This is a genomic window from Tabrizicola soli (assembly GCF_015999335.1).
Lineage (GTDB): Bacteria > Pseudomonadota > Alphaproteobacteria > Rhodobacterales > Rhodobacteraceae > Tabrizicola > Tabrizicola soli.
Genome location: NZ_JAEACP010000006.1, coordinates 37,430 through 62,625 on the forward strand (window position 1 = coordinate 37,430; position 25,196 = coordinate 62,625).

The window sequence follows — 25,196 nt, forward strand, 5'->3', positions numbered from 1 at the left end:
GCGGAAGGCTGACCATGGCTGATGTTTCCCCCGCCGCCCGGCAGGGCGCGCCCGCCGCCCGCCCCTGGTTCGGCCTGCTGGTCGCGGCCGGCGTGCTTCTGCTGCTGATCGCCGCGCCACTGCTGCCGGCCGTCTGGCGCGAGGTGCCCGCCGCACTGCGCCTGCCGCTGTCGGACTGGATCGAGGGCGGCATGAACTGGCTTGCCCGCGATGCCGCCATCGGCGGGCTGGCTTTCTCCGACGTGACCCGGGCGCTGGCCGCCGCCGCGCAATGGCCGATCGAGGCCCTGCAGGTGCTGCTGGCCGAGGGCTGGATCCATGGCGCGGGCTTCAACAAGGTGCAACTGGTCCCGCCGCTCAGCTGGCTGGGGATCACGCTCGCCACCGCGCTGCTGGCCTGGCGCATCTCGGGGCGCGGGCTGGCGGTCATGACGCTGGTCGCCGGGCTCTATCTGGCGCTCTTCGGCCTCTGGACCTCGGCGATGACCACGCTGGCCTCAGTGCTGATCTGCGTCGTCGCCGCTTTGGTCCTCGGCTTGGCCATCGGCATCCGCGCCCACCGCTCGCCCGGCATGGAACCCGCCGTGCGCGCGGTGATGAACGTCATGCAGACGGTGCCGATCTTCTCCTACCTGCTGCCGACGCTCCTTCTCTTCGGCTACGGCCCCAGTGCGGCGCTGTTCGCCACCGTGGTCTATGCCCTGCCGCCGATGGTCCATGCCACCGTGCTGGCGCTGCGCTCGGTCCCGCCCGAGACGCTGGAACTGGCGCGGATGACCGGCTGTTCGCGCCGCCAGACGCTGTGGCAGGTGGAACTGCCGGTGGCGCTGCCGCGCCTTGCCATCGGCCTGAACCAGGTGGTGATGATGACGCTGAACATGGTCATTATCGCCTCGATGATCGGGGCGGGAGGCTTGGGCTACGACGTGCTGCGCGCGCTGCGCCGGCTGGATTTCGGCGCCGGATTCGAGGCCGGGATGGGTATCGTCGCCCTGGCCGTGGTGCTGGACCGGCTGACCCAGGCCGCCGCGCGCAACCAGTCCATCGGCCGCCGCCGGCTCTGGAGCCGCCGCGACAGCCTGATCGCGCTGGCCCTCCTGGCGGTGCCGACCGCGCTCAGCTACCTCCTGCCCGCGCTGGCGGTCTGGCCGAAGGGGTTGAGCCTGACCTCCGCCCCGTTCTGGAACGCCGCCGTCAGCTTCATCAACCAGAACTTCTTCGACCCGCTGGAGGCGATCCGCACCTTCATGCTGCTGAACGTGATGAACCCGTTCCGCGATGCGCTGGCGGCGCTGCCCTGGTCTGCCGCTGTCGCGCTTCTGGCGCTGGCCGGGTGGCGGCTCGGCGGCTGGCGCGTCGGCGGAGGGATCGCCGCCATGGCGATGTTCATCGTGATCACCGGCTACTGGCTGCCGGCGACCGGCTCGGTCTACCTGACGCTGCTCGCGGTCGCGGGTGCGCTGGCGGTGGGGATGCCCTTCGGCATCTGGGTCAGCGCCCGCCCGCGCTGGCACCAGCCGGTGCAACTGCTGCTCGACACGTTGCAGACCCTGCCGACGCTGGTCTACCTCTTGCCCGCCGTCATGCTGTTCCGCAACGGCGACTTCTCGGCGCTGATCGCGATCTCCAGCTATGCCGTCGCCCCCGCCATCCGCTATGGCATCGCGGGCATGGCCCATGTGCCTTCGGAGCGGGTCGAGGCCGCCGCCATGTCCGGGTGCAGCAAATGGCAGACCTTCGTCCATATCCGCCTGCCCGCCGCGCTGCCGACGCTGCTCCTCGGCGTCAACCAGACGGTGATGATGGCGCTGTCGATGCTGGTCATCGCCGCGCTGGTCGGCACCCGCGAACTGGGACAGGAGGTGTTCACCGCCCTGTCGCAGGGCCTGCCGGGGCCGGGGATCACCGCCGGTCTCTGCGTCGCCTGCATCGCGCTGATCGCCGACGCGCTGTTGAAATCCGGCGCGGCCCGTGCCGCCAGACATCAGGGAGAGGCCCATGCCTGACACCCCCGTTTCCCGTCCCGTCGCCATCTCGGCCGAAGGGGTCTGGAAGGTCTTCGGCCCTGACGCCGCCGGATTCCGCGCCCGCCCCGCAGGCGAACGCAGCCCCGAGGCCATGGCCCGCGACCATCTGATCGGCGCCGTCCGCGACGCCGGGTTCCAGATCGGCCGGGGCGAGGTCTTCGTCATCATGGGCCTGTCCGGCTCGGGCAAATCCACGCTCCTGCGCTGCCTGACCCGGCTGATCGAACCCTCCGAGGGCCGCATCCTGTTCGACGGGCAGGACATCCTGACCCTCGGGGAAAAGCCGCTGGCCGAGCTGCGCCGCAAGCGCATGGGCATGGTGTTCCAGCATTTCGCCCTGCTGCCCAACCGCACCGTGCTGGGCAACATCGCCTTCCCGCTGGAGATGCAGGGCATGGACCGCGACCGTGCCGAGGCCCGCGCCCGCGAACTGGCCGAGGTCGTGGGCCTCACGGGGCGCGAGCACCGCTTCCCGGCCGAACTCTCGGGCGGCCAGCAGCAGCGCGTCGGCATCGCCCGCTCCCTGACCACCGACCCGGAATTCTGGTTCCTGGACGAGCCCTTCTCGGCGCTGGATCCGCTGATCCGCGCCGACCTGCAGGCCGAGGTGCAGCGGCTGCAGCAGGAACACACCCGCACCACGATCTTCGTCACCCACGACCTGGACGAGGCGATCCGGCTGGCCGACCGGGTGGCGATCATGGAGAACGGCCGGATCGTCCAGATCGGCACCCCCGAGGAACTGGTCACCCGGCCCGCCACCGACTATGTCCGCCGCTTCGTCGCCAAGGTGCCGCCCGCGCGGGTGATCCGGGTCTCCTCGCTGATGACGCCCGCCGAGGGAGACATGGCGGGCGAGCCGGTCAGCGCCGACGCCACCATCGCCGAGATCGCGCCCCGGATCGTCGCCCCCGGCGGTCCGCTGCGCGTGCTGGACGGACAGGGCCGCCCGGTCGGCGCGCTGGACCGGCAGAGCGCGCTGCAAACGCTGGCCTCGGGGATCTGACGCCTCTCGTTGACAATGTCTGCTGTGTGATACCTTTGTATTCCGGCCGGAAGCGATGTTCGCGACCTCACGTTTCTCAGCTAGCTTGGGTCGGGGCACACCCAGCTAGCCTCCGCGATGGGCTGATCTGACGCTGACCGGCGCGCTCTGGATGGCGGCATCGCTGTAGTCGGGCCGCCGACCCCGCGCAACCGCCCAAACCATCGCTGGGGCGAACCAGATCGTCAGCGAACCACGGCGCTTGAGTGCGTTGTCGTACTGGCTCGGTTCCGAGCCATGTAATCGGCGGGGGGCATTGCGCCAGATCGCGTCGGGGGGCAGTGGGACGGCACAGGTCGACCTGCCGCCCCCCCACGATCAGGACGACGGAAGGGGGAACTCCATCCATTGGGAATAGTTGGTCCGCACCTCTTGCAGGGTGATCTTTCCGGCCTGGAGATCGGCATCTATTGCCGAGAGGGCGCGTTCTTCGGGCTTGCCGTAGCCGCCTGCGCCGGGCGTCTCGATCACCGCGCAGGTGTCCTCGCAAAGCGCGATCCGGGTGGCCTTCGACGACAGTGGCGTGCGTTCCCCGTCGGATGCCAGAAGGTAGAAGCGCCCGCTCGCGCCCGGGGCGCCGCCGAAGAGACCCCAGGGGGCATGATGGAACCGCTCGCCCACGCCGTTGAACTCGCAGGTATGTGCGACGGGGCGGATCACCCGGCGGATCCCCATGCCGCCGCGCTGGCGGCCGGCGCCGCCGGTATCGGGGATCAGCGAATATTCCTCGACCCGCAGCGGGTATTCCAGCTCGATCGCCTCGACCGGCAGGTTGGAGGTGTTGGTGATATGCACCTGTACCCCATCCTTGCCATCGCGGGCGTAGCGCGCGCCCATGCCGCCGCCGAGGGTTTCGAGATAGACATACATCTTGCCGGTGGCGGGATCCGTGCCGGTGAACACGGCCGAGGTATTGGCCCCGTTCGCGGCGGCCACGACCTGGGTCGGCACCACGGGGGCCAGCGCGCCCAGTACGCAATCGACCACCCGCTGGCAGGAGTTCGCGCGCATCGCCACCGCGGCCGGCGCGACGCAGTTCACGAAGCTGCCCGCCGGCGCGATGATGCGGATCGCGTCGAAGATGCCCTGGTTGGTGGGAATCTCGGCATCCAGCAGGGCCTTGAGCGAATAGCAGATCGCCGATTGCGTGGCGTTCCATGTCAGGTTGAAGTTGCCTTTCACCTGCGGGTCGGTGCCGGTGAAATCGAAGGTGATCTCTTCGCCCGACTTGGTGATGGCCAGGACGATACGGATGTCGCGGGTCCCCGCGCCGTCATCGTCCATCATGTCCTCGAAGCGGTAGGTGCCGTCGGGAAGCGAGGCGATGGCCTTGCGCATCCGCAACTGCGTCCGCTCGATCACGGCGTCGAAGATCGCATCCATCCGCGCGGCGCCATGCACCTTCAGCAGGTCCTGCAACCGGCCCTCGCCCAGGCGGCAGGCGGCGATCTGCGCGTTCAGGTCGCCCCGGCGTTCGTCGGGCAGGCGCATGTTCAGCAGCAGGAGCCGCAGCAGATCCTCATCGCACTTGCCGCGCCGGTAAAGACGCATCAACGGGATCCGCAGGCCTTCCTTGTAGATCTCGTCCAGCCCGCCGGACATGGAGCCGACAGCCGCCCCGCCTACGTCGGCGTGATGGATGATGTTGGCGATGAAGCCCACCAGCCGGTCCCCCTCGAAGACCGGGGCGGCCATGTTGATGTCGGGCAGGTGGGTGCCTCCCGCGACATGGGGATCGTTGGCGATGAAGATGTCGCCGGGACCGATGTCACCGGCATAGAGGGCGAGCAGTTCCTTCATCATGCCGCCCATCGAGGCGAGGTGCACCGGCAGCGCCATTTCCGCCTGCACCACCAGACGCCCGCGGGCGTCGGCAATCGCGGTGGAGTGGTCGTGGCGTTCCTTCACGTTCGAGGAGAAGGCGCTGCGCATGATGGCGGTGAAACATTCGTCAGCGATGGATTTCAGGCCGTTCCAGGCGATTTCCAGGCTGATCGGGTCGATCCCGTCCTCAGACATCGGCAAGCTCCATGATCATGTTGAGGGCTCCGTCCACGCGGACGGTCGCGTCGGGCGGGACCACCGTCGTGCTGTCGAGCTGGGTGATGATGGCAGGCCCCGGCAGGACGGTCCCCGCGGGCAGATGCGCGCGCGCCAGGATCGGGGTCTGCGCCGGGCCGGTCCGGTCGAACCAGACCGGGACGAATTGCCGCTCCGCGACGGAGGTGGCCTGCGGGGCGCCCTTGGCGGCGCTCTGGGTCAGCCGGGCGGTGGCGCGCAGGCGGAGGTTGACGGTTTCCACCGTCCCATCGGGGTCGCAGTGACCATAGCTTCGCCGATACTCGGCCAGGAACGCCTCCCTCAGCGTGGCGGCGTCGGGACAGGTGATGGTTCCGGTGCCGCTGGCCACCGGAACGGCCAGTTCGTAGTTCTGGCCGAAATACCGCATGTCGAAGCTGAGGTGCATGGTCTGCGCGGCATCGCCCACGGCCTCCTGGGCAAGCCAGTCCAGCGCCCGATCCACCAACCCGGCGCATTCCGCGCGAAGCTGCGGGATGGCCGCTTCGGTGACGATGCTGCGGCAGTTGGCGACGAAATCCTCCTGCAGATCGGCCATGATCAGCCCCTCGGCGCAGAGGATGCCGGGGGTGAGCGGCACGATGATCCGCTTCATGCCCAGGGATTTCGCCACATCGGCCGCATGGAGGCCGCCCGCCCCGCCGAAGGGCATCAGGGTGAAGAGCCGCGGGTCATAGCCCTTTTCGATGGAAACCACCCGGATCGCGCGCGACATGTTGGCATTGGCGATCCCGACGATGCCCAGGGCCGCCTCTTCCAGCGAGACGCCGAGTTGCTGCGCGACCGGCTCCACCGCCCGGACCGCCAGATCGCGGTCGATGGTCAGGCCGCCACCGGCCAGTTGGATGGGCAGGCGTCCGAGGATCACGTTGGCGTCCGACACCGTGGGCAGCGTGCCGCCCTTGCCGTAGCAGGCCGGTCCGGGCACGGCGCCGGCGCTTTCGGGGCCGACCTTCATCAGCCCGTCGCCGCCGATCTGCGCGATCGAGCCGCCGCCCGCGCCCACGGTATGGATGTCGACCATCGGCAGCCGGATGCGGAAGCCGGAAATGTCTCGCGTGCTGGCCAGCGCGGTCTTGCCGTCGCGGATCAGGCAGACATCGGTGCTGGTGCCGCCGATATCCAGGGTGATCACGTCGCCGATCCCGGAGCTCGCGCCCGAACCGGCCGCGCCCACGGCCCCGGCCGCCGGTCCCGACAGCGCGGTGCGCACCGGGAACTGGCCGGCCCGTTGCACCGACATCAGCCCGCCGCTGGACTGGAAGATGCCGAATTCCGCTTCCGGCGCCACCGTCTTCACCTCGGCCTCGAGCCGGGCCATGTAGCCGCTGACCTCGGGCTGGAGGAAGGCGTTGATCAGCGTGGTGGAGAAGCGCTCGAACTCGCGGAACTCGGGCTGGACGTCGGAGGAGACCGACACGAAGACCTGCGGCAAGGCTGCGCGGATCGCCTCCGCGATGCGCCGCTCGTGGTCGGGATTGATGAAGGCGAAGATCAGGCAGACCGCGACCGCGGTCACATCGGGCTGGGCGCGGATCGCCTCGATCAGCGCGTCGATATCCGCGTCATGGAGCGGGCGCAGCACCTCGCCCCTCGGGCCGATGCGCTCGTCGATCTCGAAGCGCAGGTGGCGCGGGGCAAGGGGGGCGGGCGCGTCGACCTGAAGGTCGTAGATCAGCGGCCGGGCCTGGCGGCCGATCTCCAAGAGGTCGCGGAACCCGCGCGTGGTGACCAGCGCCACCCCGGCACCCTTGCGCTGCAAGAGCGCGTTGGTCGCAACCGTGGTGCCATGGGCGAAACGGCCGATGGCGGCCGGGTCGATGTCGTGCAGCTGCGCCAGTTCCTTCAGGCCGTTCAGCACCGCGCGCGAGGGATCGTCGGGCGTCGAGGGGCGCTTGTGGATCACGGTCCGGCCGCTGGCCATCTCGCGCGCGCAGAAGTCCGTGAAGGTCCCGCCCACATCGCAGCCGACAATCCAGTTCTCCATGATCCCGTCCCCATCGATGGTGGTGAGTCTTCGTCTCCCCTAGATAAAATACATCGTGTATAAAAAGCAAGGGCAAAGTTGACAGGGCTCTGAAGGGTGCTGCCTCGGCCGGAAATTGTAGCGCTGCACGAGGCGTCGCGGAGCGCGGCCACCACTTTCACGGACCATGGAACGGAAGGGGCGCAAGCGTCGAATCACCGGCGGAGTCGCCGCCGTCCCGGCCAGGCCCCACCGGAAGGGCGCCGCCACGGAAGCGGGGCGCGACCCGCGTTGGCTTGAACGCGGGGCCGGCGCATGGAAACCGTGTTGGCATGGTCAGATAGCCCGGCCGCGCATGGCGCCAGCGTCGCGGGGCGAGGCCGGGTTCGCGGCGGAATGCGGTCCGAAAAACGTTCTTGCCTCAAAGAATACACCGTGTATAAAATTAATCCGCAGACTGGAGCATCACGTCGGCCCGCAGGAAAGGCGCTGGAATGACCCGCATCGCGCATCAGCCGCAGGATCTTCCTTCCTCCGCAGGGGCCTTGCAGCGGGCTGCCGCAGTCACCGACAAGGCCGGCACGCCCCAAGGCGCAGCCGCCGAAGAAAGCAACAGGGAAGCCAGCCATGAGCCAACTTGCGGAAGTGCCGTCGCAGCCTGAGCACCGGGAGTTCGACACCATCCTGGACGCCGTGCGCTTCTGGGCCGGCACCACGCCCGCCGCGCTTGCCGTCGAGACGCGGGACCACGGCCGGCTGAGCTATGCCGAGCTTCTGGACGATGCCGAAGCGCTGGCGCGCGGCTTCGCCTCGCTGGGGCTCAAGGCAGGCGACCGGGTGGCGATCCAGCTTCCCTCGATGCCCGAGTTCCTGACCACCTATGTCGCCTGCAACATCGCCGGATGCGTGCTGACCACCCTGCACATGCCCTATCGCCAGGAAGAACTGCGCCCGCTGATGGCCTTCGCGGCGCCGCGCGCGGTGGTCACGGCGCGCGTCGGCAGCTACGACGCCCCCGCCACCATGGCGGCGCTGGCGCGTGACATTGCGGCCCTCGACCACGTGATCGTGGTGGGCGACACCACCGGGCCGGGGCAGCTCTCGCTCTCTGCGCTGGTCGCGGCGCATCGGCAGGGCGTATTGCCGCCCCGCCCCGGCTCGGATTCTGACGCGGCGCTCTGCTTCACCTCCGGCACCTCGGCGGCGCCGAAGGGCGTGCTGCGCTCGCAACGCTGCTTTGCCCGCAACGCCGCGATCTTCGCCGGGATGCTGGACCTGACGCAGGACGACCGGGTGATGATCGCCCCGCCGCTGACCCATGTCTTCGGCCTGTCCTGCGCCGGCAACGCCCTGCATTCGGGGGCGACCGTGGTCCCGATCCCGGTCTTCAGCCCGGAAGTCTATGCCGAATACCTGTTCGGGATGCGCCCGACCGTGATCTATTCCGCCCCGGCCCACCTTGCGGCCACGCTCAAGAGCGGCGAGATGGACCGCCGGTCGGCCGATACGGTGCGCGACGTGATCGTCGGCGGCGCGATCTGCCCGCCCGAAGTCGCCGCCCGCTTCGAGGAAAAGCTGCCCAACGGCCGCGTCGGCTGCCTGTTCGGGATGACGGAGACGACGCTCAGCACCCAGACCGATCCGCGCTCGTCGGCGGCGGTGCGGCACGGGACGGTGGGCAAGCTGGCCTCGGGCCTTTCGGTCAGGATCGTCGACCGCGACACGGGCGAGCCGCTTCCCGCCGGGGCGGAGGGCGAAATGCAGCTTTCCGGCTATTCGGTGCTGGACCGCTATGTCGGCGAGCACGAGGCGAACCGCACCGCCTTCACCCCGGACGGCTGGTTCCGCACCGGCGACATCGCCTCGCTGGACGCCGAGGGCAACATCATGATCACCGGCCGGGTCAAGGACGTGATCAACCGGGGCGGGATCAAGATCAATCCGTCCGACATCGAAAGCCTGCTCGACGCCCACGAGGCGATCATCCAGTCGGCCGTGGTGCCGATGCCGGACGATATCCTTGGCGAACGCCTCTGCGCCTATGCGGTGCTGCGGCCCGGCACCGAACTGACGCTGGACGGTCTCTGCGCCTATCTGGCCGACCGCCAGGTCGCCAAGATGCGCTGGCCCGAACGGCTGGAGGTCATCGACGCCATGCCGATGACGCCGACCCGCAAGATCATCAAGCCCGTCCTGATCGCCGACATCCGAAAGAAGCTCGGCCACGACTGACCGCCGCCTGAAGCCGTTTTCCCGAAAGAGACACGCAATGCACGGATATCTCCTGACCGCCTACGGCCCGCCCACCTCGCACCGGATGAGCGAGATGCCCGATCTGAAACCCGCTCCGGGTCATGTGCTGATCCGCAACGAGGCGATCGGCCTCAACTATCCCGATGCGCTGATGGTGCAGGGCAAATACCAGAAACGCCCTGAGCCGCCCTTCGTCCCCGGGCGCGATTGCGCCGGGACGGTGATCGCCGCGGGCGAGGGGGTGGAGGGGTTCAATCCGGGGGACAGGGTGGTCGCCCAGGTGTTCACCGGCGCCTTCGCCGAGCAGGTCCAGGCGCCGCTGAACCGCGTCTTCGCCCGCCCGGCGGCGGTATCCTCGGCAGATGCGGCGGGTGCGATGACCGTGTTCAACACGGCTTATGTCGCCGTGGTGATCCGGGCCGGCGTCAAGGCCGGCGACCGGGTGGTGGTCACCGGGGCGGCGGGCGGCGTGGGCGCGGCGGCGGTGCAGCTTGCCGCCAATCTCGGCGCGCATGTCGTGGGCATCGTCTCCTCCGAGGAGAAGGCGGAACTCGCGCGGCAGTCCGGTGCCGAGAAGGCGCTGATCCTCACCGACCGCGAGGAAGAACCGCTGAAGGCGGCCTTCAAGGACCAGGTCCGCCGGGCCTGGGGCGACGACCGGGGCGCGCAGGTGGTGATCGACACCGTGGGCGGCGCGATGTTCCAGGCCGGCCTCCGCGCGCTCGGCTTTGCGGGCAAGCTGGTGATCGTCGGCTTCGCCTCGGGCGAGATTCCGGCGGCCAAGGCCAACTACCTGCTCTACAACAACCTTTGCGTCATGGGGGCGCCGCTCGACATCCATTTCGACGAGGCGCTGGACCAGATCCGCGCCGGCACCGCCTGGTGGCTGGGCCTGCTGGCCGAGGGCAAGGCGCGCGCCAACGTGACCGCGACCCTGCCGTTCGACAGGCTGATGCAGGGGCTTCAGGACATTCTCGACCGCAGGGTCACCGGCAAGCTTGTCGTCGATGTCGGTGCCCGCGCGTGACCCCGGCGCCCGATTTCGCCACGCTGGAATTCCAGCCCTTCCGCGGGGATGATCCGCTTCTTGCCGCACTTGGCGAGGTGCGGGTGGCACGCCCGGAGGGGGGGCTGGTGCTGCGGCTCGACTGCGGCCCGGCGGCGGCGAATCCGGGCGGCGTCATCCATGGCGGAACGCTCGCCACCCTCTTCGACGTGGCCTTCTACGAGGCGACGCGCGACGGCCGCTCCCCGCCGGCCGTCACCTCGGCGCTGGAGCTGAAGTTCCTTTCGCCCGGTCGGCCGGGCCTGCCGGTCGAGGTCGCGGTCGAGGTGCTGCGCGCGGGGCGCAGCACGGTGTTCCTGACCGGCTCGGCCTGGCAGCAGGGCCGCCGCATCGCCTTTGCCACCGGGCAGTTCAGCCGGATCGCACCGGCCGGGGCCGCCCCCACTCCAGACCGGGGGCCCGCATCATGACTGCCCTGATCCTCGAACAACTGCTGAACGGGTTGCAGCTTGGCGTGCTGCTGTTTCTCATCGCCGCCGGCCTGACGCTGATCTTCGGCGTCATGGACTTCATCAACCTCAGCCACGGCTCGCTTTTCATGCTGGGCGCCTATTTCGCCGTGCTGTTCCAGGGCCTGACCGGATCGTTCTTCCTTGCGGTCACGCTTGCCGGGCTGGGCGTCTGCGTCGTGGGGCTGATCTTCGAACTCCTGCTGGTGCGCAGGCTTTATCACCGCAGCCACCTCGACCATGTGCTGGTGACCTACGGCCTGATCCTCGTCGCCAATGAATCGGTCGCCATCCTCTGGGGGGCGACGCCGATCTTCTCGGGCCTGCCGGAGAGCCTCTCGACCCTCGTCGCACTGCCCTTCGGCATCTCCTATCCGGTCTACCGGCTCTTGGTGATCGGTGTGGGGATCGTGGTCGCGGCGGTGCTGTTCTGGCTGGTGAAATACACCCGCATCGGGATGCGCGTCCGCGCCGGGGCCACCAACCGCGCCGTCGTCTCGGTGATGGGCGTCAACATCAGCCTGCTCTTCACGCTGGTCTTCGGCTTCGGCGCCTTCCTCGCCGGACTCGCGGGCGCGCTCGCTGGACCGCTGCTCTCGGTGCAGCCGGGGATGGGCGAGACGGTGCTGATCCTCTCCTTCGTGGTGGTGGTGATCGGTGGGCTCGGCTCGATCAAGGGGGCGCTCCTGGCGGCCATCATCGTCGGGCTGATCGACACGATGGGCCGGGCCTTCCTGCGCGACTTCCTGTCGGCCTTCCTCTCGGCCCGGGTCGCGAGCGAAGCGGGGCCGGCGCTCGCCTCGATGCTGGTCTACATCCTGATGGCGCTGATCCTGTTCTTCCGACCCGAGGGCCTCTTGCCCATGCAGAAGCGGAGCTGAGCCATGCGGTCACCCTCTGCCCCCGCCCTCGTCCTTGCGCTTTTCGCGGTCGGCATCGGCCCGCTGGCCGCGCTCCTGGCCGATGATCCCTACCTGCTGTCGATCTTCGAGCGTTTCCTGATCTTCGCCGTCGCGGCGAGCAGCCTGAACCTGATCCTGGGATATGGCGGCATGGTCAGCTTCGGCCATGCGGTCTACCTGGGCGTCGGCGCCTATGCCACCGGCCTCCTCGCCAACTCCGGCTACGAGGCGCTGTGGCTTCAGGTGCCGGTGGTGGTCGTGGTCTCGGCCATCGCGGCCTTCCTGATCGGCAAGATCGCGCTGCGCACCACCGGCGTGCATTTCATCATGATCACGCTGGCGCTGGCGCAGATCCTTTACTACCTCGCCCAGTCCTCCTCGGCCTTCGGCGGCGACGACGGCATGGTGATCAGCGCCCGCAGCGCGCTCTGGCCGGGGTTCGATGCCTACGACCCCTGGCAGTTCTACGCCTTCGTCGCCGTGACCGCGCTGGTCCTGCTGGGGCTGGTCGACCTCGTGGCGCGGTCGGACTTCGGCCGGCGCCTGGTCGCCACGCGCGAGAATGCCCAGCGGGCCAATGCGCTGGGGTTCGATGTGACCGGCACGCGGCTGGTGGCCTTCGTCATCGCCGGGGCGGTCTGCGGCCTGGCGGGAATGCTTCTGGCCAACCAGAGCGAATTCGCCACGCCCGGCTACGCCGACTGGCGGCGTTCGGGCGAGCTGCTGGCCATCGTGATCCTCGGCGGCGTCGGCACCCGCTCGGGGCCGATCCTCGGCGCGATGGTCTTCGTCGTCGTCGAACACTACCTCGTTTCGGTTACCCCGCACTGGCCGATCCTGTTCGGCCCGCTGCTGATCCTGGTCGTCCTCTTCTTCCATTCCGGCCTCGCCGGGCTGGTGAAGGCGCTGGGCGGCAGGTTCCTTGCTCCCACGGCGGAGGACGGCCGATGACCCCCGCATCCGCAACCTCCGCGCTCGAGATGCGCGACATCACCGTGCGCTTCGGCGGGATCGTCGCACTGAACGGGGTCAGCCTCACGCTCGGGGCCGGCAGCGTCCATGCGCTGATCGGGCCGAACGGGGCGGGAAAGACCACGCTGGTCAGCGTCCTGTCGGGCGAGCGCCGCCCCAATACCGGCACGGTGCGGATGAACGGCACCGACATCAGCACCCTCAGCGCGCTGCGCCGCGCCCGGCTGGGGCTGACCCGGACCTATCAGCTGACCGCGCTGTTCCAGGGCCTGACCCTGCGCGAGAACCTGCTCCTGAGCCTCGTCGCCCGCGACCGGCCCGCGCTTTCGCCCGCCGACATCTTCCGCCGGCGCGACCGGACCCGCCATGCCGATGAGGTTGAAGACCTTCTCGACCGCTTCGCCCTGCGCGGCAAGGCAGGCGAGAAGCCGGCGGCGCTGTCGCATGGCGACCGCCGTCGGCTGGAGATCGCCATGGCGCTGGCCACCGGGCCCGAGGTGCTGCTTCTGGACGAGCCGCTGGCCGGCCTGTCCACCGCCGACGCCGAGGCGCTGGTGCGGTCCATCGAGGAGGGGATCAAGGGGCGGATCCCGATCCTGCTGATCGAGCACGACATGGACGCGGTCTTCTACCTGTCCGACGCGATCACCGTGATGGTCAACGGCACGGTCCTGGCCAGCGGCGCCCCCGAGGCGATCCGCGCCTCTCCCGAGGTCCAGGCGGCCTACCTCTCCGAGGAGGACGATTTCTGATGCTGATCTTCGACAAGGTCTCGGCCGGCTACGGGCAAAGCCCGGTCCTGTTCTCGCTGAACCTCGACCTGCCCTCGGGGGCGGTCTCGACGCTTCTGGGCAAGAACGGCATGGGCAAGACGACGACGGTGCGCACGATATTCGGCCTGACCAGCCGCATCACCGGCGACATCGTGCTGAACGGGCGGCGGATCAACGGACTGGCGCCGCACCAGATCGCGCGGATGGGCGTGGCCGTGGTGCCGGAGGGGCGGCAGGTCTTTCCCACCCTGACCGTGGTCGAGAACCTGATCGCCACCTCGCGCGACGAGACGGCGCGGGCGCGGTCGGCCGCGGTGCAGGCCATCTTCGAGATGTTTCCTCGGCTGGAGGAACGCAAGCGGTCCTACGCCAACCTCCTGTCCGGGGGCGAGCAGCAGATGCTCGCCATCGGCCGCGCGCTGATGACCCGGCCGCGGTTCCTGATCCTCGACGAGGCGACCGAGGGCCTTGCCCCCACCATCCGCCGCGAGATCTGGGCCGCGCTGCGCCGGCTGAAGGAGGAACACTACACGATCCTCGTGATCGACAAGAGCCTGAAGCCGCTGAGCAAGCTGGGCGACCGGCACAACATCATCCGCAAGGGCGAGCTGGCCTGGAGCGGCACCTCGGACGAGCTGATGCGGCCCGACGGCGAGGCGATGCGCCTGCTGGGCGTCTGAGGTCGAAGAATTCCCGGTCCCGGCAGGTGCCGGGTCCGGGCGCGCCGCCGGCGCATGCAGACCGGCTGCGATCGAACGAAGAAACCAAGAGGGAGATACACCATGCGGAAGACACTTGCGACACTCGCGCTCGGCACGGCGCTGACCACGGGTTTCAGCGCGCAGGCCGAGACGGTCGATGTCGGGCTGATCCTGTCGCTTTCGGGCTCGGGCGCCGTGCTCGGCACCGAGATGCAGAAGGGCGCCGATCTGGCGCTGGAAATGTCGGGCGGCAAGCTCGGCGGGCTGGAGGGGCACTTCCTCTACGAGGACGACCAGCGCAAACCCGACGTGGGCAAGACCGCGGCCGAAAAACTCATCCGCTCGGAGAAGGTCGATTTCGTCATCGGGCCGAGCTATTCCAACGTGATGATGGCGGTGCAGGCGCCGATCGTGCGGACCGGAACCATCCTGATCTCGCCCAACCCCGCGCCGGCCGAGCTGGCCGGGGCAAACTGCGATGCGAACTACTTTTCGATCCCGTTCCAGAACGACCAGCCCGCCGAGGCGCTCGGCCTGCATATGAACGAGAAGGGCATCAAGAAGGTTTTCGTGGTCGTGCCCAACTATCAGGCCGGCAAGGACGTGGTCGAGGGCTTCAAGCGCACCTTCAAGGGCGAGATCGTCTCGGAAATCTACACGCCGCTGGAACAGAACGACTTCTCGGCCGAGATGACCGAGATCAAGACCGCCGATCCCGAGGCGGTGCTGGCCTTCATGCCGGGTGGGCTGGGGGTGCAGTTCGTCAAGCAGTACGACCAGGCCGGGCTGAAGCCGATGGCCGACCTCTACACCGTCTTCACCGTGTTCAACGGCGTCTCGCTCGATGCCATCGGCGCGGCGGCCGAGGGGGTCTATTCGGTGGACCAGTGGACCTATGACCTGGACAACCCCGCCAACAAGGAATTCGTCGCGGCCTACAGCACGAAATACGGCACCCTGCCGTCGAACTTCGCCGCGATGGCCTTCGACGCGGTGCGCCTGATCGACGGTGCAATCACCGCGGCGGGCGGCGTCGAGGACAAGGAGGCGGTGCGCGCGGCGATGAAGGCGGCGAGCTTCCAGTCGGTGCGCGGCGACTTTGCCTTCAACACCAACCAGCATCCGATCCACGCGATGTATATCGCCCGCGTCTCAAAGGACGAGGCCACCGGCGCGCTTGCCGTGCGCAACGAGGGGATGATCGTCGACAAGATGGCCGATTCCTACGCGGCGGAATGCACGCTGGAGTGATCGTCCGCCCCGGAGGCCGCCGCAATGCGGCCTCCGGCCGGCGACGCCACTGGATTGCGGCACCACGGCAGGGTAGGACTGCGGCAGACCAGCGGGAAGGCCGATGATGGATATCGCCGACAAGACCGAAGCCGGACGCGGCAAGCGCGGCCGCCCGAAGGGCCAGGCGACGCAAGGCGTCTACAGCAAGCTGCGCGGCGAAATCCTGACGCTGGAACTGAAGCCGGGCCAGTATCTCGAGGAAACCGCGCTGGAGAAGCGCTTCGGCGTCTCGCGCACGCCGATCCGCGAGGCCCTGATCCGGTTGCAGGCGGATCGCCTGGTGCGGTTCTCTCCCAACCGGGGCCACTATGTCGAGACGGTGAGCTTCAACGACGTGCCCCGCATCCTCGAGGCGCTGGACCTGCAGCAGGGCGCGGTGCTGCAACTGGCGGCGGCGCGGCACGATGCGGCCGATCTGGCGGAACTGCGGAAGATCAACGAAGCCTATCGCGCGGCCGGCGAACGCGACGATCACAAGGCGATGGCGGAACTGAACCACGACTTCCACCTCGCCATCGCCGAGGCGGCGGGCAACTCCTTCCTGGCCGAATTCTACGGCACCATGCTGAATTTCAGCATCCGCCTGAGCTATCTCATGTTCCAGAGCGCGGCCCGGAACCGCGAGGATTTCGAGGGCTATTATATGCGGGTCTATGAGGAACATGCCGAGATGATCGAGATGATCCGCAAGGGGGACGGCGCGGGGCTGCATGTACTCAGCCGCAAGCATACCCAGCTTTTCACCAGCCGGGCAGTACGTTTCATGTCCGAATGGGCCGAGATCGATTCGTTCGTGGCAAGCTTCGAACCCCTGCCGCAGTGATCCGGTCGGAATACGCGCGGGTCAGGTCCCCGGCGTGTCCGGGGCGACCAGCCCGGCGCAGGTTTCCGGATGCTCCAGCTGCATGAAATGGGTGGCCAGAGGCAGCTCGACCGCCGAGAAACCGAAATCGCGCACCAGCGCGCGGCCGGCATCGAGCAGGACGTGCGCGTAGTGGATGCTCTCGTCGCCCAGCACCAGACGGACCGGGCAGTCGACCCGCCCGAGTCCGGGGCGCAGCGCCACGATCTCGTCGATGCGGAAGGTCGCGGCCTCGAACTCGGGCGGGCAGGACAGCTCCCACCCGCCCTGCGGCGCGGGGCGAAGCGTCGCCCGGGCCAGCCGCTCGAGGTCGGCGTCGGGGACGAGGCGGAACAGCGAGGACCGCCGCATCGAGGCGAACAGCGCGTCCGGCGTATCGAACTGCGCACGGCGGCGGCCGGCGCGCTCGCTGAGGTTCCTATGGTAGTCCAGGAAGACGGCGTGGGCCGGATCGTCGGCATTCGGCGGGACCGGGGGCTCGAACAGGGTCAGCGACCGCCAGGGATAGGGGGTTTCGGCCTGTGTCAGCAGGCAGACGGCGGAACTCAGGGAATGGAACGCGCCATGCGCCGGTTTTTCGCCGAATGCCGTGTCGATGCCGCGCAGGATTTGCGGCAGGTCGGCGATGAACCGCCGCCAGTTCGATCCCGCGGCCGGGTGGCGGGGATTGCGGCCATGGTTGCGCATGTCGAAGGCCACCACCTCGAACCCCCGTGCCGTCAGGGCACCGGCGAACCGCGCGAACCCGTCGATGGCCAGCCCGTTGCCATGCGAGATGACGACGCGCTCGGCGGCCGGAGGGCCCTGCCGGCGCAACAGGATCGTGGCGCCATCGTCCATCGTGGCCAGCGCCTCGGCGTGATCGTTATCCTGCATGGGTCACCCTCGTTGCACTGCCGGCAGAGCCGCTGGATGCCCGCAAAACCGGGCCATTGACATTGGAAGTGATTTTTATACAGGATGTATATAAATACAAGAGGGAGATTCGCCCATGGTGGGAGCCGCCGCTCACGCAGATGAGGACAAGTATGTCGGCAGGCGCATGTTGCGGGTCGAGGACCAGACCCTGCTGCGCGGCCGCGGCAAGTTCATGGACGACCTGCCCGTCGCCAAGGGCACGCTGCATGCCGCCTTCCTGCGCTCGCCCCATCCCCATGCGCGGATCGTCAGCATCGACGTCAGCGAGGCGCTGAAGCAGAAGGGCGTCAAGGCCGTGGTCACGGGCGAGGACATCCGTCCCTATACCAAGCCGCTGATCGTCGGCTTCGAGAACCCGATGGACTATCGCGGCATCGCGCTGAACAAGGTGCGCTATGTCGGCGAGCCGGTGGCCGTGGTCTGCGCCACCGACCGCTACCGCGCCGAGGATGCGCTGAAATACATCCGGGTCGAATACGAACCCCTCGCCGCTATCGTCGATCCGGTGGCAGCCTGCGCCGATGACGCGCCGGTGTTGCATGACGAGGTCGGCTCCAACCGCGTGTCGCGCCGGGTCTTCACCCATGGCGAGCCGGAAGCGGCCTTTGCCGCCTCGGACCGACAGACGGAAATCACCATCCGCTATCCGCGCAACTCCATCACCCCGATGGAGACCTACGGCATCGTCGCCGAATACCAGCCCGATACCGGCGGCTATGACGTCACCTCGAACTTCCAGGGGCCGTTCTCGGTCCATGCCGTGATGGCCATCGCGCTGAAGGTGCCGGGGGCCAAGCTGCGCCACCGCAGCCCGCCCAATTCCGGCGGCAGCTTCGGCGCCAAGCTGACGATGTTCCCCTATATCGTGGTGCTGTCGGTCTGCGCCCGTCTGGCCGGCCGGCCGGTCAAGTGGATCGAGGACCGGCTGGAGCATCTCTCCTCCTCCTCGGTCGCGCCGAACCGGGTGACGCGCATCCGCGCCGCCTATGACGCGGACGGCACGATCAATGCGCTCCGGATGGAGCATTTCGACGATCACGGTGCCTATCTGCGCGCGCCGATGCCGGCGCCGATCTACCGGATGCACGGGCTCTCGACCAACTGCTACCGCATCCCGAATGTCGAGGTCATCAACAACATCTGCATGACCAACAAATGCCCGACCGGCGCGGTGCGCGGCTTCGGCGGCCCGCAACTCTATTTCGCCATCGAGCGGGTGATCGCGCAGGTGGCCAAGGACCTGGGGCGCGACCCGCTCGACCTGATGCGGCAGAACCTGATCCAGGCCGACCAGTTTCCCTATCGGGCCCCCGCCGGCGCGCTGATCGATTCCGGCAACTACCAGCAGGTCGTCGCCGATACCGTCGATCAGGGCGGGCTCGAGGAGCTGAAGGCCCGCCGCGACGCCGCGCGCGCCGAGGGCAGGCTCTACGGCATCGGCTACGCCATGGCGGTGGAGCCCTCGCAGTCGAACATGGGCTACATCTCCACCCTCAAGACCAAGGAAGAGCGCGAGAAGGCCGGGCCCAAGGACGGCGCCGTCGCCTCCTGCACCATCAGCGTCGATCCGCTCGGCTCGGTCAGCGTGGTCGGGGATTCGACGCCGCAGGGGCAGGGGCACCAGACCACCCTGGCGCAGATCGTCGCCGACGAGCTGGGCGTGCCCTTCGAGATGGTCACGGTCAACCTCGAGACCGACACCCAGAAGGACAACTGGTCGATCGCCGCCGGCAACTATTCCTGCCGCTTCTCGCCCGCCTCGACCAGCGCGGCCAAGACCGCGGCGGAACGTGTGCGCCGCAAGATGGCACTGATCGCCAGCCGGTTCATGAACGTCCCGCCCGAGGACCTGCTGTTCAAGGACGGCTGGATCGCGGCCCAGTCCAACCCCGAGAACCGGATGGAATTCCGCCGCGTCGGCGGCCTGGCGCACTGGTCGCCCTCCAGCCTGCCCGAGGGCATGGATCCCGGCATCCGCGAGGTCGCCTACTGGAACGCGCCGGAACTGACGCCGACCACCGCCAAGGACGAGATCAACACCTCGCTCGCCTACGGCTTCGCCTTCGACTTCTGCGGGGTCGAGGTCGACCGCGACACCGGCGAATTGCGCATCGACCGCTACGTCACCGCGCATGACTGCGGCACGATCCTGAACCCCGGCCTTGCCGAGGGCCAGATCCGCGGCTCCTTCGCCTCGGCCCTGGGGGCGAGCCTTTATGAGGAATTCGTCTACAAGAGCGACGGCACCTTCCTGTCGGGCACCTTCGCCGACTACCTGATCGCCACCGCGCACGAGGCGATCGATCCGGTGATGGTCGATACCGTTGCCACGCCCTCGCCCTTCACCCGGCTGGGCGCCAAGGGGATCGCCGAGGGCAACCAGTACACCACGCCGGTCTGCCTGGCGAATGCCGTGGCCGATGCGATCGGGCGGCAGGACATCACAGTTCCCCTGACGCCGGCGAAGGTCTTCGAATGGGTGAACGGCGAGGAAGAGCCCGCGCCCCAGGCCGCGGCGGAGGACGAGGCCGAGGACCTGATCGACTATTCCGGCGACGCGCTGCGCGGGCAGGGGTCGACCTTCGTTCCCGCCTCGGCCGAACAGGTCTGGCAGACGCTGATGGACCCGGCCGAGATGGCCGCCATCATCCCCGGCTGCAAGTCGCTGGACAAGCAGGCCGACGACCATTTCACCGGCGTGGTGTCGATGGGCGTCGGCCCGGTCAAGGGCACGTTCGAGGCCGACATCCGGCTGGAGAACCTGAAGAAGCCGCGCAGCGCCGACATCACCGGCTCGCTGATCGGCGCGCTCGGCACCTCGCGCGGTCGGGGGCGGGTCACGCTGGTCGAAGGCGAGGGCGGCGTCACGGTCAGCTACGAATATTCCATCCACCTCAGCGGCACCGTCGCCTCGGTCGGCGGGCGGCTTTTGTCGGGGGCGGCGCGGGCGCTCGTCAACCAGTTCTTCCGCGCCCTCGTCCGCCGTGCCGCACCCGAGGCGAAATCCGAAGGCGGGGGCCTGATGCGGCGGCTCCGCGCCCGTCTGGGAGGCAAGAAATGAAACCCGCGCCCTTCGATCTCTGCATCGCCGAAACCGTCGAGGATGTGACCGGCGCCCTGGCCAGCCATGGCGAGACCGCGCGCGTCATCGCCGGCGGCCAGTCGCTGATGGCCATGCTCAACATGCGGCTGACCGAGCCGGACCTCCTCATCGACATCTCGCGCATTCCGGGGCTGGACCGGATCACGGTGGACCAGACCGGCGTGACCGTCGGCGCGACCGTCCGCCAGGCCGAGCTTGCGGCGCATGCCGAGGCGCGCGAGGCCGTGCCGCTCCTGGCCGAGGCGCTGTCGCATGTCGGGCATATCCAGACCCGCAACCGCGGCACGGTCTGCGGCTCGCTGGCCCATGCCGACCCCAGCGCGGAACTGCCGCTGATGCTGGTCCTGCTGGGGGGCAGCGTGACGCTGGCCTCGGCGCAGGGCCGCCGCACCGTCGCGGCCGAGGATTTCCTGACCGGCACGCTGACGACGTCGCGCCGCCCCGACGAGATGATCGTCTCGGCGCATTTCCCGCGGCCGCCGGCCGGGGCGAAGACCGCCTTCCGCGAGATCGCCCGGCGGCACGGCGACTTTGCCATCGTCTCGCTGGCCTGCATCGCGCAGGGCCGCAACCTGCGGCTTGCCGTGGGCGGCGTGGCGGACGCGCCGGTCGCGGTCGATCTGGCGGATGTGTCGGCCGAGACGCTGCCGGCGCAACTCAACGCGCTGGCCTGGCGGCTGCGCGGCTACGACGACATCCACGCGACGGCGCGCTACCGGCGCGAGATGATCCGGCGTCTGGGTCTGGACATGATCATGGAGGCGATGGCGTGAAAATCCTCAAGGACGGCAGCAAGACCCAGGTGAGCTTCACCCTCAACGGCACCGAGGTCGACGGCTATGCCGAGCCGCGCACGCTGCTGAGCGACTTCCTGCGGCACGAGATCGGCGCCTCGGGCACCCATGTCGCCTGCGAGCATGGCGTCTGCGGCGCCTGCACGGTGGTGGTGGACGGCAAGGCGGTGCGGTCTTGCCTGATGCTGGCCGCGCAGGCCGAGGGCAAGGAAATCCGCACCATCGAGGGGCTGGCCGCCAGCGACGATTCCTTCAACAAGCTTCAGGACGCGTTCCACAAGCGCTTTGCCCTGCAATGCGGCTTCTGCACGCCGGGCATCCTGATGACGCTGTCCTCGCTTCAGGACAGCGGCCGGCGCTATACCGAGCCCGAAATCCGCGAGGCGCTGAGCGGCAACATCTGCCGCTGCACCGGCTACCGCGAGATCGTCGACGCCGCGCTCGATGTGCTGGGAGACCGCGTTGTCGCCTGACCGTGGAGCAAAGCTTCCTTGACTTGCAATCTGCGGTCAGGAAAGGCCAGGCGCCGCGAATGGCGGTGATCGGTGCGGCCCGCCCGTCCGGGGACGGAAGCGCCAGTCGGGAGGGAGGCCGGAATGCCGGAAACGACCGGGGTCGAGAGCGCGACCCAGAGAGGCGGAACGGTGGAACGGATCGACCAGGCGACGGTGCGGGCTTCGGATCTGCCGCTGGCGCAGATCGCCGACCCGGCCGCCCTTGCGCTGATCCGCCGGACTGAGGGGCCGTCCTACCGGCCGCCGGGCGCCGCCATGGTGTTCGGCCGCGATGGCAGCGTCGCGGGCCATCTGTCCTCGGGCTGTATCGACGCCGATATCGCGCTCCACGCTGGCGCGGTGATTGCGGGCGCCGCCCCCCGGGCACTGCGCTATGGCAGGGGATCGCCGTTTCCCGACCTGATCCTGCCCTGCGGCGGCGGGCTGGACATCCGGATCCTGCCGGTCACGGAAGGCGCGGGGATCGCGGCTCTGCGCGCGCAGATCGCATCTCGCCGGCCTGCCGATCTCTGGGTCTCGACTACGGGGACCGGCGCCGCGCCTTTTCCGGGCGCCGATCTGCGCCTGCGCATCCTGCCCGACATCCGCTTCATCGTCTTCGGCAAGGGGCCAGAGGCGGTGGCCTTCAGCCGGATGACCGCCGGGGCGGGCTATGAGACTTTCCTTTCCTCGCCCGATCCGGAGACGCTGGAACTTGCGGGAGGCGGGCCGATCCTGCCTTTGCCCTTCCCGCTCCGCGGCCGACCGGCCGACCTTCCGGCCGACCGGCATACGGCCGTGGTGCTGTTCTTCCACGATCACGACCACGAGCCCGCGATCCTGCTCGGAGCACTGGCGACCGAGGCGTTCTACATCGGCGCCCAAGGCAGCCGCCGCACGGCAGAGAACCGGCGGGAGGGCCTCAGGCGGATGGGCGTCGACGAGGCGGGGCTGGCGCGGCTGCACGGGCCGATGGGGCTCATCCCCTCCACCCGCGATCCGCGGATGCTGGCGGTCTCGGTGCTGGCCGCTGTGTTGGCGGAAGCCGGGGCAAACTGAGGGCGCATCCGATGCATCACTGGCAGCTTGCAATCAAGCCGGATCGAGACTGACCTGCGGGTCAGCGGTCTCTTGGCGCTTGCCTGGGTGGATTCTGCGCTGCATGGCGCCTGCCATCCCGACGAGGGGCCGCTGCGCGTGGCCGAGATGGGCGACCCTGATGCTGCCCCAAGGGCGGCCAGATTTTGACACTCGGATGCGTCGCAACTGCCCCGCAGCACTCTGCAACCGGAGGCAGCCCGTCATCACCCTCCCGTCGGTCCGACGTGCGGCTCTGCAAAAGCAGAAAAATCATACGCGCCGACATAGTCGCGGAAGGCCAGTTGGGCACGGGAGGGGTTCTCCCGGCTGGGAAAGATCATCGACATCTCGTAGGCGGCCGGGGTCCAGTCCGGAAGGAGGCGGACCAGTGCTCCGGTCGCGAGGAAAGCCTGGCAGATATAGGCGGGCAGGAGCGCGATGCCGCCGCCGAGGAGGACCGATTGCAGCAGGAAGCCCATCGAATCCGAGGAGAGCGCGGCAGGCGGGCGCAGGGTCAGCCGTTCCCCGGCGGTGAAGGTCCAGTCGGGCTGGGTGTCGTGGATCAGGCAGCGGTGCTGCGCGAGATCGCTGGGGCGCATCGGCGCGCGGCAGGTCTCCAGATAGGCCGGGGCCGTGACCAGAACCCGGCGGATCGCCGAGATCCGGCGCAGGATCATGTCCTGCCCCTGGGGTGCGCCGACCCGGAAGGCGAAGTCGATCCGCTCGCGCAGCAGGTCGAGATGCCGGTTGGTGGCGATCAGCTCGACCGTGATCCCGGGATGGGCAGAGGCAAAGCCGCCCAGGAAGCCGGGCATGAAATGGCTGGCGGTGATCTCGGGGCAGGTGATCCGCAGATGGCCTTCCGGTTGCGTCTTCAGATGCCCCATCGCTGCGGCCGCATTCCGGGCCTCGTCCCTGACCCGGCGGCAATAGTCCAGATAGACCTGCCCCGCCGCCGTCAGAGTGACCTGCCGGGTCGAGCGGTTCAGGAGGCGCAGGCCCAGCCGTGCCTCCAACTGGGCGATGCGCTGGCTGACGGTCGATTTCGGCATGCCGAGGCGCTGGCCGCCCTTGGTGAAGCTGCCGGTCTCGGCAACCTCGGCCAGGAGGATCATGTCATCGAGACTGTCCATTGCTCCACCCGCAGTGTCCGGCGCCCGGAACAATATCCCGGCGTGGTCCGAGCTTTGCAACGGGTCGCATCCCGAGGGGTCAGACCTTCACCAGTTGCTTGCCGAAGTTCTCGCCCTTCAGCATCCGGATGAAGGCATGGGGCGCCGCCTCGATCCCCTCGGCCACATCCTCGCGCGCCTCCAGAAGCCCCTCCCGATACCACCGGGTCAACTGGCTGCGGGCTTCGGCATATTGCGCCTCGAAATCATCCAGCAGGAATCCCTCGATCCGGGCACGGGCCACCAGGATCCGGCGCAGGAAACGCGGGCCGATATCGGGCTGGTCGAACCTGTCCGCCAGCGCGACGGTGCCGACGACCACGATGCGGCCGAAGGTGTTGAGGTTCAGCATCGCCGCGTCATGGATCGGGCCGGCGGTGTTGTCCATGAACACATCGACGCCCGAGGGGCAGGCCCTCGCGATCGCTTCGATCAGGTCGCCTGCGGTCCGGTGATTGATCCCGGTCCGGTAGCCGATGCTCCTGCACCAGTCGATCTTCGCATCGGAGCCAGCGACCGCGACGGGATCGAACCCCTTGATCCGGGCGATCTGGCCCGCGATCTGGCCGACCGCGCCGGAGGCGGCCGAGATCAGAACCGTCTCGCCTTCCTTCGGCCGGCCGACATGCAGCAGCGCGAAATAGGCGCTGAGGCCCGGCATCCCGAGGCATCCGAGCGAGGTCTGCACCGGGGCCGAGGCCGGATCGAGCCGGATGGCCGTCTTCGCCGCGACCGTCGTGACGGGCTGCCAGCCGAAGTCGTCGGCCTGGATGATGTCGCCCGGCTGGAACAGCGGCGATTCCGAGGCGACGACCTCGCCCACCCCGCCGCCCCGCATCATCTCGCCGATCTTCTGGCCTGCGGCATAGTTCTTTGCCGGGCTCAGCCGGGCACGCATGTAGGGGTCGACCGAGAGCCAGAGCGTCCGGACCACAAGTTCGCCGGGCTTGGCCACAGGGGGGTCTCGATGTTCAAGGCTGAAGTCATCGGGACCGGGCATACCCTCCGGAAAGCGTTTGAGGACCCAGGTGGGATTCGACGTCATGGCATGGCCCCGCAAATTGAATGCTGGCGGGAGATTAGTCTGCGTCAGGGTGCTGACATAGATCCCTGATCAGAACTCAGTGTTCGGGTGACCGGACAGTGGGGGCATTGGACCAGATATCATGCTGCAGCCGATGAGCGGTGGGGATGGGCGGGCGCAATCGGGTCGCCGGTCGTTCGGATGGATCGGTATCCTGACCGAT

At 68.5% G+C, this 25,196-nt stretch carries 20 protein-coding genes and 1 pseudogene; 15 read left to right on the forward strand and 6 right to left on the reverse strand.

The window, feature by feature from the left end; all coding sequences use genetic code 11:
* Nucleotides 1-14 precede the first annotated feature (14 nt).
* Complete coding sequence (locus I7S92_RS06655; RefSeq protein WP_197642715.1) at nucleotides 15-2,006, forward strand: ABC transporter permease; 1,992 nt, start codon at nucleotides 15-17, stop codon at nucleotides 2,004-2,006.
* Complete coding sequence (locus I7S92_RS06660; RefSeq protein ID WP_197642716.1) at nucleotides 1,999-3,033, forward strand: quaternary amine ABC transporter ATP-binding protein; 1,035 nt, start codon at nucleotides 1,999-2,001, stop codon at nucleotides 3,031-3,033. Before I7S92_RS06655 ends, I7S92_RS06660 begins: the two co-directional genes overlap by 8 nt.
* A gap of 144 nt (nucleotides 3,034-3,177) precedes the next feature.
* Here the strand turns inward: I7S92_RS06660 and I7S92_RS23455 are convergent.
* The 3 genes and pseudogenes from I7S92_RS23455 to I7S92_RS06675 all read right to left on the reverse strand — a co-directional run.
* A pseudogene (locus I7S92_RS23455) lies at nucleotides 3,178-3,339 on the reverse strand (IS5/IS1182 family transposase); the annotation flags it as partial.
* A 51-nt stretch (nucleotides 3,340-3,390) separates the two neighbouring features.
* Complete coding sequence (locus tag I7S92_RS06670) at nucleotides 3,391-5,091, reverse strand: hydantoinase B/oxoprolinase family protein (protein WP_197642717.1); 1,701 nt, start codon at nucleotides 5,089-5,091, stop codon at nucleotides 3,391-3,393.
* Nucleotides 5,084-7,138: a hydantoinase/oxoprolinase family protein gene (locus I7S92_RS06675; protein WP_206761018.1), complete on the reverse strand. Its 2,055-nt coding sequence runs from the start codon at nucleotides 7,136-7,138 to the stop codon at nucleotides 5,084-5,086. The genes I7S92_RS06670 and I7S92_RS06675 overlap by 8 nt, the downstream gene beginning before the upstream one ends.
* Before the next feature lie 606 nt (nucleotides 7,139-7,744).
* Between I7S92_RS06675 and I7S92_RS06680 the strand changes: the two genes are divergently transcribed.
* The 9 genes from I7S92_RS06680 (at nucleotide 7,745) to I7S92_RS06720 (ending at nucleotide 16,349) form a co-directional block, all read left to right on the forward strand.
* A complete protein-coding gene (locus I7S92_RS06680; RefSeq protein ID WP_197642718.1) occupies nucleotides 7,745-9,349 on the forward strand; it encodes a class I adenylate-forming enzyme family protein in 1,605 nt (534 codons plus the stop codon).
* A 37-nt stretch (nucleotides 9,350-9,386) separates the two neighbouring features.
* Nucleotides 9,387-10,397: an NADPH:quinone oxidoreductase family protein gene (locus I7S92_RS06685; RefSeq protein ID WP_197642719.1), complete on the forward strand. Its 1,011-nt coding sequence runs from the start codon at nucleotides 9,387-9,389 to the stop codon at nucleotides 10,395-10,397.
* Nucleotides 10,394-10,846 (forward strand): PaaI family thioesterase, encoded by a 453-nt coding sequence (locus tag I7S92_RS06690; protein WP_197642720.1) that lies wholly within the window; start codon nucleotides 10,394-10,396, stop codon nucleotides 10,844-10,846. Before I7S92_RS06685 ends, I7S92_RS06690 begins: the two co-directional genes overlap by 4 nt.
* Nucleotides 10,843-11,766, forward strand: a complete 924-nt coding sequence (locus tag I7S92_RS06695; protein ID WP_197642721.1) for a branched-chain amino acid ABC transporter permease — start codon at nucleotides 10,843-10,845, stop codon at nucleotides 11,764-11,766. Before I7S92_RS06690 ends, I7S92_RS06695 begins: the two co-directional genes overlap by 4 nt.
* Before the next feature lie 3 nt (nucleotides 11,767-11,769).
* Entirely contained in the window at nucleotides 11,770-12,738 is a 969-nt protein-coding gene (locus tag I7S92_RS06700) for a branched-chain amino acid ABC transporter permease (protein ID WP_197642722.1), read from the forward strand.
* The gene (locus I7S92_RS06705; RefSeq protein WP_197642852.1) at nucleotides 12,735-13,511 is read left to right on the forward strand and encodes an ABC transporter ATP-binding protein; all 777 of its coding nucleotides are present in this window, start codon (nucleotides 12,735-12,737) and stop codon (nucleotides 13,509-13,511) included. The genes I7S92_RS06700 and I7S92_RS06705 overlap by 4 nt, the downstream gene beginning before the upstream one ends.
* Entirely contained in the window at nucleotides 13,511-14,212 is a 702-nt protein-coding gene (locus I7S92_RS06710; protein ID WP_197642723.1) for an ABC transporter ATP-binding protein, read from the forward strand. The genes I7S92_RS06705 and I7S92_RS06710 overlap by 1 nt, the downstream gene beginning before the upstream one ends.
* A 102-nt stretch (nucleotides 14,213-14,314) precedes the next feature.
* Nucleotides 14,315-15,484 (forward strand): ABC transporter substrate-binding protein, encoded by a 1,170-nt coding sequence (locus I7S92_RS06715; protein ID WP_197642724.1) that lies wholly within the window; start codon nucleotides 14,315-14,317, stop codon nucleotides 15,482-15,484.
* A gap of 103 nt (nucleotides 15,485-15,587) precedes the next feature.
* Nucleotides 15,588-16,349, forward strand: a complete 762-nt coding sequence (locus I7S92_RS06720; RefSeq protein ID WP_197642725.1) for a GntR family transcriptional regulator — start codon at nucleotides 15,588-15,590, stop codon at nucleotides 16,347-16,349.
* Between the two features lie 21 nt (nucleotides 16,350-16,370).
* On the opposite strand, the gene I7S92_RS06725 is transcribed toward I7S92_RS06720, so the two are convergent.
* Entirely contained in the window at nucleotides 16,371-17,264 is an 894-nt protein-coding gene (locus I7S92_RS06725) for an alpha/beta hydrolase (protein ID WP_197642726.1), read from the reverse strand.
* Nucleotides 17,265-17,379: 115 nt separating this feature from the next.
* Between I7S92_RS06725 and I7S92_RS06730 the strand changes: the two genes are divergently transcribed.
* The 4 genes from I7S92_RS06730 (at nucleotide 17,380) to I7S92_RS06745 (ending at nucleotide 22,756) form a co-directional block, all read left to right on the forward strand.
* The gene (locus I7S92_RS06730) at nucleotides 17,380-20,367 is read left to right on the forward strand and encodes a xanthine dehydrogenase family protein molybdopterin-binding subunit (RefSeq protein WP_197642727.1); all 2,988 of its coding nucleotides are present in this window, start codon (nucleotides 17,380-17,382) and stop codon (nucleotides 20,365-20,367) included.
* Complete coding sequence (locus I7S92_RS06735) at nucleotides 20,364-21,182, forward strand: FAD binding domain-containing protein (protein ID WP_197642728.1); 819 nt, start codon at nucleotides 20,364-20,366, stop codon at nucleotides 21,180-21,182. Before I7S92_RS06730 ends, I7S92_RS06735 begins: the two co-directional genes overlap by 4 nt.
* Nucleotides 21,179-21,676, forward strand: coding sequence for a (2Fe-2S)-binding protein (locus I7S92_RS06740; RefSeq protein WP_354001310.1), 498 nt, complete (start codon nucleotides 21,179-21,181; stop codon nucleotides 21,674-21,676). The genes I7S92_RS06735 and I7S92_RS06740 overlap by 4 nt, the downstream gene beginning before the upstream one ends.
* A gap of 123 nt (nucleotides 21,677-21,799) precedes the next feature.
* Nucleotides 21,800-22,756 (forward strand): XdhC family protein, encoded by a 957-nt coding sequence (locus I7S92_RS06745; RefSeq protein WP_197642729.1) that lies wholly within the window; start codon nucleotides 21,800-21,802, stop codon nucleotides 22,754-22,756.
* Between the two features lie 245 nt (nucleotides 22,757-23,001).
* Here the strand turns inward: I7S92_RS06745 and I7S92_RS06750 are convergent, their stop codons facing one another.
* Nucleotides 23,002-23,910: a LysR family transcriptional regulator gene (locus tag I7S92_RS06750; RefSeq protein WP_197642730.1), complete on the reverse strand. Its 909-nt coding sequence runs from the start codon at nucleotides 23,908-23,910 to the stop codon at nucleotides 23,002-23,004.
* Nucleotides 23,911-23,989: 79 nt separating this feature from the next.
* Nucleotides 23,990-24,994, reverse strand: coding sequence for an NADP-dependent oxidoreductase (locus I7S92_RS06755; RefSeq protein WP_197642731.1), 1,005 nt, complete (start codon nucleotides 24,992-24,994; stop codon nucleotides 23,990-23,992).
* Nucleotides 24,995-25,196: the final 202 nt, after the last annotated feature.